This window comes from Pseudoduganella sp. SL102 (assembly GCF_027856995.1).
GTDB classification, from domain to species: domain Bacteria; phylum Pseudomonadota; class Gammaproteobacteria; order Burkholderiales; family Burkholderiaceae_D; genus Rugamonas; species Rugamonas albidiflava.
In genome coordinates, this window is the sequence record NZ_CP115554.1 from 3,679,779 (window position 1) to 3,693,295 (window position 13,517).

General features: G+C 67.3%; 8 protein-coding genes. All 8 read left to right on the forward strand.

Annotated features, from left to right (window positions below; translation table 11 throughout):
- Positions 1-71: 71 nt before the first annotated feature.
- The 8 genes from OU994_RS15590 to OU994_RS15625 all read left to right on the forward strand — a co-directional run bounded on the left by OU994_RS15590 (position 72) and on the right by OU994_RS15625 (position 13,457).
- Positions 72-2,519, forward strand: a complete 2,448-nt coding sequence (locus OU994_RS15590) for a glycoside hydrolase family 2 TIM barrel-domain containing protein (protein ID WP_281611523.1) — start codon at positions 72-74, stop codon at positions 2,517-2,519.
- Positions 2,520-2,612: 93 nt separating this feature from the next.
- Positions 2,613-3,230, forward strand: a complete 618-nt coding sequence (locus tag OU994_RS15595) for an SMI1/KNR4 family protein (protein ID WP_281611524.1) — start codon at positions 2,613-2,615, stop codon at positions 3,228-3,230.
- 157 nt (positions 3,231-3,387) lie between these two features.
- Entirely contained in the window at positions 3,388-3,954 is a 567-nt protein-coding gene (locus OU994_RS15600) for a PEP-CTERM sorting domain-containing protein (RefSeq protein WP_281611525.1), read from the forward strand.
- A 307-nt stretch (positions 3,955-4,261) separates the two neighbouring features.
- Positions 4,262-6,997 (forward strand): Tat pathway signal sequence domain protein, encoded by a 2,736-nt coding sequence (locus tag OU994_RS15605; RefSeq protein WP_281611526.1) that lies wholly within the window; start codon positions 4,262-4,264, stop codon positions 6,995-6,997.
- 21 nt (positions 6,998-7,018) lie between these two features.
- The gene (locus OU994_RS15610) at positions 7,019-8,992 is read left to right on the forward strand and encodes a glycoside hydrolase family 2 protein (protein ID WP_281611527.1); all 1,974 of its coding nucleotides are present in this window, start codon (positions 7,019-7,021) and stop codon (positions 8,990-8,992) included.
- Between the two features lie 126 nt (positions 8,993-9,118).
- On the forward strand, positions 9,119-10,429 hold the full coding sequence (locus OU994_RS15615) for a hemolysin family protein (protein ID WP_281611528.1): 1,311 nt from the start codon (positions 9,119-9,121) through the stop codon (positions 10,427-10,429).
- A 332-nt stretch (positions 10,430-10,761) separates the two neighbouring features.
- Complete coding sequence (locus OU994_RS15620; RefSeq protein ID WP_281611529.1) at positions 10,762-11,529, forward strand: MHFG family PEP-CTERM protein; 768 nt, start codon at positions 10,762-10,764, stop codon at positions 11,527-11,529.
- A gap of 146 nt (positions 11,530-11,675) precedes the next feature.
- Complete coding sequence (locus OU994_RS15625; protein ID WP_281611530.1) at positions 11,676-13,457, forward strand: glycoside hydrolase 43 family protein; 1,782 nt, start codon at positions 11,676-11,678, stop codon at positions 13,455-13,457.
- Positions 13,458-13,517 lie beyond the last annotated feature (60 nt).

Consider the following 13,517-nt stretch of genomic DNA (forward strand, 5'->3'; position numbering starts at 1 on the left):
TTTTTATCGCCGGATTTTTATCGCCGGATTTTTATCGCCGGATTTTTATCGGATTACGAGGACCCGCCCGCATGCATCCACTCCTGAAGACGCCGCGCCTGCCACTGGCCATTGCCGTGTCATTCCCCCTCTTGCTGGCGCTGCTGTCCGGCCAGGCCGCCGCCGAACGGCGCAGTCTTGCGCAGGACTGGCTGTTCCAGAAGGGCGAAGCGCGGGGGGCGGAGCGGCCGGCGTTCGACGATGCCGGCTGGCGCAAGGTCGCGGTGCCGCACGATTTCGCCATCATGGACAAGCCCGATGGCACGCCGCCGTTCGATCCGAAGGCGGTCGGCGGGCAGGACTCCGGCTACCTGCCGGGCGGGCAGGGCTGGTACCGCCGGCACCTGGCGCTGGACGCCGGCGATGCCGCGCGCGTGCTGCGCCTGAACTTCGAAGCGGTCTACATGGATGCCGACATCTGGTTCAACGGCGAGCACGTGGGCCGGCACCGCTATGGCTACACGGCGTTCACGCTGGACCTGACGGGCAAGGCGAAGGCGGGCGGCAACGTCATCACGGTACGCGTCAACCACGCCGATCCCTCGTCGCGCTGGTATGCCGGCTCGGGGCTGATCCGGCCCGTGACGCTGGACTTGCTGGACCCCGTGCACGTGGCGGCGGACAGCGTGTTCGCCAGCACCCGCAGCGCCTCGAGCGACCGGGGCGAGGTCGACGTGCGGGCTTCCGTCAGCAACCGTTCGGCTGCCGCCACGAAGGTTGAGGTGCTGTCGACCGTGGTGGCGGGCGACGGCAGCACCGTGGCGCGGGAGCGCCGGACGATGACGGTGCCTGCCCGGGGCAAGGCCGACGTGGCGCACCGCTTCGCCGTGGCGAATCCGAAGCTGTGGTCGCCCGACGCGCCGAACCTGTACACGCTGGTGCAGGAAGTGCGGGTCGGCGGCGTGCTGCGCGACACCCGGCGCACGCGCTTCGGCATCCGCACGGTGACGGTGGATGCGCGGCACGGCCTGCGCATCAACGGGAAGCAGTACGTGCTGAAGGGCGGGAACATCCACCACGACAACTACATGCTGGGCGCCGCCGGCGCACCGGACGCGGACCGGCGCAAGGTGGCGCTGATGAAGGATGCCGGCTACAACGCCATCCGCAGCGCGCACAACCCGGCCAGCCAGGCCACGCTGGAAGCGGCCGACGAACTGGGCATGCTGGTCATCGACGAAGCCTTCGACATGTGGCGCAAGCCGAAGCGCGATGCCGATTACTCGCGCTTCTTCGAGGAGAACTGGCGGCGAGACATCGACAGCATGGTGGTCAGCGGCCGCAACCACCCCAGCGTGATCTTCTGGAGCGTGGGGAACGAGATTCCCGAGCAGGCCACCCCGGAAGGCGCGAAGACGGCACGCGAACTCGCGGCGCGCATCCGCACGCTCGACGCCACGCGCCCCGTCACGCAGGGCGTGAACGTGGACAGCCCGGGCAACGCGGTGCAGTTCGCGGAACTCGACGTGGCCGGCTACAACTACCGGGTCCACCTGTTCGGCAGCGACCACGCCACGCATCCGGAACGGGTGATGTACACCTCCGAATCGACGTCGAAGGATGCGTTCCGCTACTGGGACCCGGTGGACCGGATGCCGTGGGTGATCGGCGACTTCGTGTGGACGTCGGTCGACTACCTCGGCGAGACCGGCATCGGCTGGATGGGCTATTCGAAGGACTGGAAGGAACTCGGCAAGTACCCGTGGCACCTGGCGTACTGCGGCGAGATCGACGCCACGGGCCGCAAGCGCCCGGCGGCCTACTATCGCCAGGTGCTGTGGCAATCCGGCATCGATCCGGTGGCGGCGTTCGTCGAACAGCCGGCCGGCACGGAAGACCTGCCGGACCGCCAGTACTTCAAGGAGCACCCCGAGCTGGACTGGTCGCTGCACGACCTGCACCAGAGCTGGAGCTGGCCAGGCCAGGAAGGCAAGCCGCTCAAGGTGGTGGTGTATGCCGAGCATCCGGAAGTGGAGCTGTTCCTCAATGGCCGCAGCCTGGGGCGCAAGGCGGTGGGCCGGCAAACCGAGTACCAGGTGTCCTACGCCGTGCCGTACGAGGCGGGGCGCCTGGTCGCCGTCGGCTACCGCGACGGCAAGGCGGCGGACCAGTGGGAATTGCGCACGGCAGGCGCTCCGGCCGCGGTGAAACTGACCGTCGATCGCCGGCAGGTACGGGCGAACGGCGAAGACCTGGCCTACGTGAGCGCCGAGCTGGTCGACGCGAACGGCGTGCCGGTCTATGCGCGCGACGGCGACCGCCAGTTCAAGGTCACCGTCAAGGGCGCCGGCACGCTGGCCGGCGCCGGCAATGGCAATCCGATGGATGCTTCGAGCCTGCAGTCCGGCGAACGGGCCACGTTCCACGGCCGGCTCGTGGCGGTGGTGCGTGCGGGCAGCGAGGCCGGTCCGATCGAGGTGGAATTCGCCGGCGAAGGCTTGCCGGTGCAGCGCGTGCGGATCGACGCGGCCAGCCGCTAGGGGTAGAAGATGGGGCGGGGCGCCGCATGTTCGCGCAATGCCTGCGCTACAATGCAACTTGTCTTATTTGCCACATATGCCCACATGAAAAACATGGAAAACATCCTCGACGACTACCTGGCCGCGATCGAAGCGGCCGGTTCCCTGATCCCCAAGGCACTGGGCCCGGCGCCCGATGCCGGCTGGATCGATGCGATGAATGCGCTGGAACAGGTCACCGTTCCGGACGACCTGAAAACCTATTTCTCGAAAATCAACGGCTGGGATGTCGATTCCGACCTCGACCTGTTCGAGCCGGAACTGGCCTGGGGCATGTTCCCGTTGTCCACCGATCGGAGCATCGAGGACTACGTGGAAATCGCCGATATCGTCGGCGATGAAAATCCCGACTACTGGCCGCTGGGTTTCGTGCCGATCCTGGCCGACGGCGCCGGCTCCTGGGTACTGGTCAATTGCATCGCCGCGTCGCCCACCTATGGCGCCGTGTACGAAATGACCCACTGCGTGGGCATCAACCGCATCGCCGGCTCGCTGGCCGATTATTTCGCAGGCTTGACCCATGTGGTAAAGGCCGGCTGGAAAGTGTTCGACGGGGACAGCTCGGACATCACGGTCGACGGCGATGAATACGCCGACCTGCAGGCCGGGGTGTTTGGCCACACGCCATATTTCACGACACGGGGAAGCGACCAGGTGGTGGACTGGCGGTGACGCCGCGGCCGGGTGAGCTTGGCGGCGCTGAAATGCACGGCACCGGAATTGGCGAATTAACAACACCCGGCGATGATCGGAACCGATGCGGCCGCAAAAAATTGATTAAAAAAATGCCAACGAATAAGCTTGTGGCTCGTCAATTTTTAAGGTCGATATGAAACTTCATCAGTTTGCCCTGGCTGCCGCGCTCGCGGTGGCCGCGCTCGGCTCCGCCCAGGCCGGCATCTACACGTACACCGGCAATTTCGCCACCCACGATACCATCGGCGACGCGCCGACCCGGATCATCGCGCATTTCGAATTCGATTTCGAGAACTCGCCAAGCGCCGAATATAACGCCTACGAATTCAAGAGCTGGGATGTCAGCTATGGGTCCATCCATCTCAGTTCCGCCGCGGGAAACGGCTTGATGAACAGGTTCACCTTCGATACGGCGATGAATATCACGGGCTGGTTCTTCAACGCCAGCGACACCGCCGAACCGTGGAACTACAACGCGAACATCCAGTCGCTGTCGGATAATTTCATTTTCTACGCACCGAATGAAGCGCATGACATTGCGCTGCTGGAAAATCCGCTGCGTTCGGCGGCAGTGTATGGCAACCAGGGCACCTGGACGCTGGCACCGGCCGTGCCGGAGCCGGCCACGTACCTGATGCTGGGCGCCGGGCTCGCAGCCGTCGGATTCGCCAGCCGCAAGCGCCGCCGCCAGGCTGCCTGAAGTGCTGTAACGCTGGCCGGGCAGCGCCCTGCGCCTGGCCGGCGGTAGCCGCGACCGGGATCCCGATCGTGGCATCCTCCGTGAAATCCCGACCTCGCCCGCTTGACCTGATACCCGCATCCGGATCCGCGCGGGCCATGCGCCGGCCGATCCACGCGGCGCACCACCTTCCCTCGATCAATGCCGTGAGCATTTCTGCCACCTGCTGGACAGCGGCGAAGCGGCCCGGGTAGCATCCTTCGAGACGCTAATATATTAGCGCGCGATCCAGCGGCAGGGCCCGCCATGGGCGTGCGCCCGGAGACCCATGACCACTCGCCCCACCACGCGCAGGCGCTTCCTGCAATCGGCCGCGGCCGCTTCCGTGCTGTCCACGCTGCCCGGCCTGTCCGGCGCCGTCACCGCGAATACCGGAGCGAAAGCAAAACCCGTATCCGGTACCGCGCTGCGCTGGCTCGACGGCAAGCCGCCGGCGCGCTTCGACGGCGCGACATTGGGCGTGCCCTGGCCGCGCGGCACGTTGCGGCTGCCAGCCAGCCGGCGGCTCGATTTCACGCTGGGTGCGAACGCCCCGGCGATGCAGTCCTGGCCGCTGGCGTACTGGCCGGACGGTTCGCTGAAGTGGACGGCCCATGCGATCGCCGGCGGTGCGCCGGCCGCCGGGTGGAACGTCGAGCCGGGCGCTTCCCGTGGCGGCACGGTCAGCGTGCGGCAGGCGGCAGGGCAGGTGGTGGTGACGGCCGGCGATGTCGTGTGGACCGTGCCGGCCGCGGGCGAACACCTGGTTGCCAGCGCCGTGCGCGCGGGGCGGGTCACGTTGCGCGACCTGAAGCTCGTGGCGCTTCGCCAGGATGGGCCTGACCCGGAGGGGGAGAACAGCGTGGCCCGCCAGCAGTTCACCAGCAAGGTGACGAAGGTGTCGGTCGAGCAGGCCGGACCGGTGCGCGCCGTGCTGAAACTGGATGGCGTGCATACCGGCGGCGGACGCGACTGGCTGCCGTTCTCGGTGCGCCTGTACTTCTACGCCGGTTCGGACAGCGTGCGCATCGTGCATTCGTTCATCTACGATGGCATGCCGGAACGCGATTTCATCCGCGGCCTGGGCGTCACCGCGCGGGTGCCGACGACTGACGCGACGCACGACCGGCATGTGCGGTTCTCCGGGGAAGGCGCTGGCGTCTGGGGCGAGGCCGTGCGCCCGGTGACCGGCTTGCGGCGCGATCCCGGCCAGGCCTTCAGGGACGCGCAGGTGGCCGGCCGGGCGCTGCCGCCGCTGGACGGCATGGCGAAACCGGTGCGGGATGGCTTGCAGTGGATTCCCGAGTGGGGCGATTTCTCGCTGGCGCAACTGGCGCCGGACGGTTTCACGCTGAAGAAGCGCACGAAGAGCGGGCGCGCCTGGATCGATGCGAATGCCGGCACGCGCGCGAAAGGGCTGGTATATGCGGGCGGCGCCTCCGGCGGCGTGGTGCTGGGGCTGAAGGACTTCTGGCAGCGCGCGCCCGTGCAGCTGGACGTGCGCCATGCGGCCGGCGCCATGGCCGAGGTGACGGCCTGGCTCTGGTCGCCGTCGGCGCCGGCGATGGACATGCGGTCCTATCGCGGCGAGGATGGCATGGACACGCACGACAAGCAGATCGCCGGCCTGAACATCACCTACGAGGACTACGAGGCGGGCTGGGATGCCGCCACCGGCGTGGCCCGCACCTCCGAGCTGCAGCTGTGGGTGACAGGAGCGACACCGTCGCACGATACCCTGTCGGCGATGGCCGATCAGGTGGCCAATCCGGCGCGGCTGGTGCTGTCGCCGGAACGCATCCACCAGTGCGGCGTGTTCGGCGACTGGGACCCGGCCGATACGGGCACGCCGGCGCGCAAGCTGATCGAAGACCGGCTCGCGCTGCAGCTGGACCAGTACCTGCGCGAGACGGAACAGCACCGCTGGTACGGCTTCTGGTCGTACGGCGACGTGATGCACACGTATGATCCCGACCGCCACATGTGGCGCTACGACATCGGCGGCTATGCGTGGGACAACTCGGAGCTGTCGACCGACCTGTGGCTGTGGTACAGCTACCTGCGCACCGGCCGCGCCGACATCTTCCGGTATGCCGAGGCGATGACGCGCCACACGGGCGAGGTCGACGTCTACCACCTGGGCCGTTTCAAGGGTTTCGGCACGCGGCATGGCGTGCAGCACTGGTCCGACTCGTCGAAGCAGCCGCGCGTGTCGAATGCGGCCTACCGGCGCATCTTTTATTTCCTGACCGCCGACGAACGGGTGGGCGACCTGATGCGCGAACTGCTCGATTCCGATGCCGACCTGGCCACGGTGGACATCTCGCGCAAGCTGCCGAAGAAGGAGGGCGCTCCGCAGGGCGGATTCGTCAACGCGTCGTTCGGCACCGTGTGGGGCTCGCTGATCGCGGCCTGGCTGGCCGAGTGGGAGCGCACCGGGGACGTGAAGTGGCGCGACAAGATCGTCAACGGCATGCGCAGCATCGCCGCATTGAAGCGGCAGTGGTTCGCCGCCGGTGCGCCCTACGATCACCGGACCGGCAAGTTCCAGGGCCCGGGCGACGACGCCAGCTTCTCGAACCTGAACGGCGTGTTCGGCGTGGTGGAGATGAATTCCGAGCTGCTGACCCTCGTCGACGAACCGGCCTACAGGAAGGCGTGGCTGCAATACTGTCGCACCTACAATGCGCCGAAGGAGGAAATCGTGGCGCTGCTGGGTCGCGACCCGGGCGGCCGCGGCATGGGCGACACCAATTCGCGGATGACGGCCTATGCCGCCTACCATGAACGCGACCGCGCACTGGCGCTGCGTGCCTGGCGCGAGTTCTTCCAGTCGGACTGGCTGAAGCCGGAGGGGAGCCGCACGCGCCGCGTCGGCGGTACCGCCGTGCTGCGGCCGGTCGTCGAACTGGCCAATACAAGCACCAACGGCTCGGCGCAGTGGGGTCTGGCGGCCATCCAGCACATGGCGCTGGGTGGCGCCACGCTGGACGAAGCCGCCCGCGCCGCCGGGCTGATTCCCTAACTTTTCCAAGATCGACAGACGATGAAGACATTCGTGATCGCCTTGCTGGCCGTGCTGGCCTGGCCCGTGTCTGGCGTTGCCGGCGCAGCACCCGCAACGGGAACTGCAACGGCAACGGCAACGGCAGCGCAGCCCGCCGCGCAAACCGCCGCCGACTTTCGGCCCGCCGATTTCCGGGCGACTGACCCGCGGCCCGCCGACCTGCGCCCCCAATTCCTGCTGACCGGCGCGCCGTCGCGCGACAGCCAGGACCTGTCCGGCCAGTGGACATACTCGAAGGACCTGTACCGCACCGGCCTCACCGACATCAACGGCTGGGTCGCCAAGTCGCGCATGCAGCGCTATCGCGACGTCGACGTGGCGGCCGAGGAAGCACGCGCCACCACCGATTTCTACGAGTTCGACATGGACCGGGGCCCGCAGGTATCGATTCCCGGCGCGTGGAATGCGGCCACGCCGGCCATGCGCCACTACGATGGCCTGGTCTGGTTCCAGCGCAAGTTCAAGGCGCCGGCGCCGGATGGCGGGCGGGCCTTCCTGCGCTTCGAGGCCGTCAACTACAAGGCCTACGTGTACCTGAACGGCAAGGAGATCGGCCGGCACGAAGGCGGCTTCACGCCGTTCGTGCTGGAAGTGACCGGCGCGCTGCGCGGCGGCGAGAACCGCCTGACGGTCGGCGTCGACTCCACCCACGATGCGCAGTCGATCCCTACCTTCATCACCGACTGGGATCTTTACGGTGGCATTACCCGGCCCGTGAAGCTGGTCCGCACGCCGGCCACCTTCATCGACGACGCCACCCTGGCCCTGAAGGCCGATGGCCGGATCGCCGGCGAAGTGCGGCTGCAGGGAGAGAAGGCGGCCGGGCAGCGCGTCACCGTTGCCATCGGCACGCTGGCCAGCGCCACCGCCACCACCGACGCGAACGGCCGCGCCGTCTTCGATATCAGGGCGCCGGCGAAGCTGGAGCGCTGGTCGCCGGACACCCCCGTGCTGTACGACGTGCGCTTCGCCGCGGCGGGCGACACGGTGCGCGACCGCATCGGCTTTCGCACCATCGCCGTCCAGGGCAGCCAGATCCTGTTGAACGGCAAGCCGCTGTTCCTGCGCGGGATTTCGCTGCACGAGGAGGAGTTCGGGCCGAACCCGGCGCGCAACATGACGGAACAGGCGTCGCGCGCGCTGCTCACCGAGATCAGGCAGGGACTCGGCGCCAACTACGTGCGGCTGTCGCACTATCCCCATTCGGAAACCACCTTGCGGCTGGCCGATGAAATGGGCTTGCTGGTGTGGAGCGAGATCCCGGTCTACTGGACGGTGGACTGGGAAAACCCGGCCGTGCTGCGCAAGGCGCTGGCGATGCAGGCCGAAACCATCTACCGCGACCGCAACCGCGCCGCCGTGGTGATGTGGAGCGTGGGGAACGAAACCCCGGTGTCGCCGGCCCGCACGGCATTCCACGGCGCCATGGCCGACAATGTGCGCGCGCTGGATCCGACCCGGCTGGTCAGCGCGGCGCTGCTGGTCGAACGCGGCAAGGAAAACGGCGAGGACGTTACCGTCATCAAGGACCCGCTGGTCGACAAGCTCGACGTGCTGGCCGTGAACACCTATGCCGGCTGGTACGGCAACGACACGCTCGATGCGCTGCCGTCACTGAAGTGGCAAGTGCCGGCCGACCGGCCGCTGATCCTCTCCGAGTTCGGCGCCGACGCGCTGGCAGGTTATCGCAATGACGGCATGAAGAAATTCACCGAGGAATACCAGGCCGAGTATTACCGCAGGACGCTGGCCATGGCCGACCGGATTCCCACCCTGCGCGGCATGTCGCCCTGGATCCTGAAGGACTTCCAGTCGCCGCGCCGTGAACATCCGGTGTTCCAGAACGGCTGGAACCGCAAGGGCCTGGTGTCCGAGACCGGTGTGCGCAAGCAGGCGTTCGGCGTGCTCGCCGAGTACTACCGCGCCAGGGCTGCCGCGGCACCGGGACGGTAAGGGCAACGAAGGCTTCCTGTAAAGCCAGGTGTTACGGGCGTCCGGGCAGGCAGGCACGATGTTGCTGCGCGGGACTTTTTGGCGGCGTGCTACGATGCTTCCTCGTCATTCTATGAAGGAAAGCGGGTGGAGTCGCTGCTGCTACTGGTCGGGCTGATCGTGTTGAACGGGGTCTTTGCGATGTCGGAAATCGCGCTGGTCACGGCGCGCAAGGGAAAGCTGATGAAGCTGGCGAGCGAGGGCGACCACGCCGCCGCCGCCGCGCTGGAACTGGGCGAGGATCCGACCCGGTTCCTGTCCACCATCCAGATCGGCATCACCTCGATCGGCATCCTTAACGGGATCGTCGGCGAGTCGGTGCTGGCCAGGCCGCTGTCGCTCTGGCTGGCGTCGCTCGGCGTGGGCCAGGAAGCGGCCGGCATCATGGCCACGGCCGGCGTCGTCATCGTCGTCACCTACGTGTCGATCGTGATCGGCGAACTGGTGCCCAAGCGGCTCGGCCAGATCGCGCCGGAAGTGGTGGCCCGGCTGGTGGCGCGGCCGATGCAGAGCCTGGCCACGGTGACGCGGCCGTTCGTGATGCTCCTGACCGGTTCCACCCACGCGATCCTGCGCGTGATGGGCGTGCGCCAGACGTCGCAGAGCAGCGTCAACAAGGAAGAAATCCACGCCATGCTGGAAGAAGGCTCGGAGAGCGGCGCGATCGAACAGCAGCAGCACGACATGGTGCGCAACGTGTTCCGGCTCGACGACCGCAAGCTGGGCTCGCTGATGATTCCCCGCTCCGACATCGTCTTCCTCGACATGCGCCTGCCCGTCGAGGAAAACGTGGCGCGGCTGATCGAGTCGGAGCATTCGCGCTTTCCCGTCTGCGATGGCGGCCTGGCCAACGTACTGGGCGTGGTCACCGCCAAGCAGGCGCTGGCCGTGATGGCCAAGGGGCAGGTGCCCGACTTCGCCGCGATCGCCCAGCCCGCAACCTATGTGCCGGAAACGCTGACCGGCATGGGCCTGCTGGAACAGTTCCGCGCCAGCGGCATGCAGATGGTCTTCGTGATCGACGAGTACGGCGACATCGAAGGCATCGTCACCGTGCAGGACATGCTGGAAGCGCTGACCGGCGAATTCACGCCCCGCAACGAGGAAGAAGCGTGGGCGGTGCAGCATCCGGACGGCTCCTGGCTGCTGGCCGGCACGATCCCTGTGCATGAACTGAAGGACCGCCTGGGCCTGCGCTACGTGCCGGAAGAAGAAAAGGGCCACTACCACACCATCAGCGGCATGATCATGCTGCTGCTGGGCCGCCTGCCGATGGCCGGCGACCTGGTCGAGTGGGAAAACTGGCGCTTCGTCATCGCCGGCATGGACGACAAGCGCATCGACAAGGTGCACGCTTCCTTCATCGGCGCGATCGAACCGACGCCTGCCGATAGCTGATCCGCCAAAGGGCCGGCAGTCGCCTTGACATGACGCCGCCTGACCCTGATGCCGCCAGGATAATTCCACCCCAAGTGCAAATTCCGGGGTCCGACCCGCCGGGTCGGACCCCAGCGTTTCGATGTTGGGGTGAATGCATGCGTTTCCAATTGCTGGCAAACACCTAACTTGCAGCACCCACGCGGCTGCGCTAAACGCCAGCAATCCCTGCGCGCCGCCGGCGCCAGTAGCATATTTCCCACAGCCACTCAATTGCAAGATTGTAATTGAATTGTCACTAGGATATACTCGCGGTCAGCTGATAGTTACCTTTACTCAATAAACCTGTCTATATGTCCACTCTGGTTGCCAGTGCCGTCGTTGCCACCGCCATGCTGTCGAACTGTTCCTGGAATCATCCGGGCAGGAATCCGTACCGCGGTACCGTCGGCGAAGCGGTGTCGCGCTATATCGACATCCCCGCGCCGGTGCGCACCCGCCTGATCGCCAAGATCGAGAGTGGACAGGCCGACGATACGGCGGCCATCATGCGCGACACCATCGCCGGCAAGTACGACTACAGCCCGCAGATCACCGACATGCATTTCGGCCAGCGCACCGTGTGCGGCGCCGTCACGCGCGACGAGTGGGCGGCCACGCGGCGGGAAATGGGCAAGGTCTATTGCGTCGACAACCATTGCCTGATCGTGCCGAAAATCTGCGGCAACATCAGCCGCGTGCACCGGGTGGCCGGCGAGGGCGGTGGCGGCGGGATCGGCGGTGGGGCGGCGCCCGCCACGGTGGCCGTGCCGCGCCCGGCCGCGCCGGGCTGGGTGCGCGCCGCTTCGCCGGACGAGGTGGCAGCGGCCGACACGATGGCGGAAATGGCCACCACGCCGATGACCCAGCTGTCCGGGTTCGCTTCGCCGTTCGGCACCGCCAGCTACGCGCCGGACCTCACGAGCCGCAATCCGTCGACCGACACCGGGCTGGCGCAGCCGGGCCCGGCGCCTTCGCCGGTGCCGGAGCCGGCCACGTTCGGCATGCTGGGTGCCGGCCTGGCCGTGCTGTGCGGCGTGATGCGCCGCCGTGCCCGTCGTGAAGCTGCTCCAGGCGCATAATCTCCCGCTGTCTCACCGATCACCGCAGTGATTGCTTCGCCGCCGCGGCGGCGAATGGTTGCGCATAACATCCGATTGTTGGCAAAATGGGGCGCTAACACGGCGCCCGTGCCGGGCCGGATGATGGACAACCAGACGAGACGACATTGCAACCGACGATCCTCGCCAGCGCGCTGCTGGCCGCCAGCTTCCTCCTTCCCGCGGCCCATGCCGCGGCGCCCGCCAAATCCGTACCGATGCCGCCCGGCGTCTGGAGCCCCGACCAGGGCGACGGCACCTACGTCAACCCCATCCTGGCCGGCGATTATTCCGATCCCGACGTGGTGCGTGTCGGCGACGATTTCTATCTGACCGCGTCGAGCTTCACCAACGTGCCGGGCTTGCCGGTGCTGCACTCGAAGGACCTGGTGAACTGGACGTTGATTGGCTACGCGCTGGCACGCAATGTCCCCGACGCGCACCACGCGGTGCCCCGCCATGGCGGCGGCGTGTGGGCACCGGCGATCCGCCACCATGGCGGGCGCTTCCTCATTTACTATCCGGACCCGGACTTCGGCATCTTCATGGTCAGCGCCACCGATCCGAAGGGGCCGTGGACGGCGCCGGTACTGGTCGACGATACGAAGGGCGCGATCGATCCCGCGCCGTTCTGGGACGACGACGGCCAGGCATGGCTGGTGCACGGCTTCGCCGGTTCGCGGGCCGGCTTCAAGAACATCATCACGCTGAAGAAGATGAGTGCCGACGGCAAGCGCACGCTGGGCCCGGAAAAACGCATCATCGAAGGCGACAAGCTGCCGAAGGTGGCCACGTCGGAGGGCCCGATGCCCTGGTTCACCACCGAGGGGCCGAAGCTGTACAAGCGCAAGGGCTGGTACTACGTGTTCGTGCCGTCCGGCTCCGTGAAGGGTGGCTGGCAGGGGGTGTTCCGCGCCAGGCACATCGAAGGGCCGTACGAGGGGCGCAACGTGATGGACCAGGGCGATACGCCGGTCAACGGTCCGCACCAGGGCGCGTGGGTCGACACGCCGGCCGGCGAAGACTGGTTCGTGCATTTCTCGGATGCCGATTCCTACGGCCGGCGCGTGTACTTGCAGCCGATGCGCTGGGGCGCGGATGGCTGGCCGGTGATCGGCGCGCAACAGGGCAACAAGCCGTACGGCGCGCCGGTGGCGCGCCACCGCAAGCCGAAGGTGGCCGCGCAGCCCGTCGCCATCCCCGTCACGAACGATGAATTCGACGACGGCCATCACCTGGGCTGGCAGTGGACGGCCAACCCGGCGGCGGATTGGCGCGATCCGGCGGTGAAGGGCAAGCTGCGCCTGAAAGCCGCGTCGTCGCCGGCCAACCTGTGGGAAGCGGGCCACCTGCTGACGCAGAAGCTGCCGGGCATGGCGTTCTCCGTCACCACCTCGGTGGAACTGAAGCCCGGAGGGCAGCCGGGCGAACGCGCCGGCCTGCTGGCATACGGCTACGACTATGCGTGGATCGGCCTGGAAAACACGGCGGCCGGCCAGCGCCTGGTGCAGGTCACCCGCCTGGATGCCGACCTGGCCGTCAACAAGGGCAAGGTGCGGCAAAGTTCCGAGACCGTGATGGTCGCCCCGGTCGAGGTGAAGGGAGCGGTGCACGTGCGCATGGCGTTCAGCCCGGTGGTGGTGCCCGAGCCGGCGCCGGACATGAGCGCGACGCCGTCGCCGCCACCGTACTGGCACTCGATGCTGCGCTCCACGCACGCGAAAGTCACCTTCAGCTACAGCCTCGACGGCGTGAACTTCCAGCCGCTGGGCACGGCCTTCACCACGCAGCCGGGCCGCTGGGTCGGCACCCAGGTGGGGCTGTTCGCGCAGGCGCCCGGCGGCACGCCGTCGAACACGGCCACGCGCGCCGGTTACGCCGAGTTCGATTATTTCCGGTTCGGCCGCTGAACTGTCCGCCATGGCGCGCGAGGCGTGACATGGCGGACGGCCCGGTGCTTGTCGTGCTTC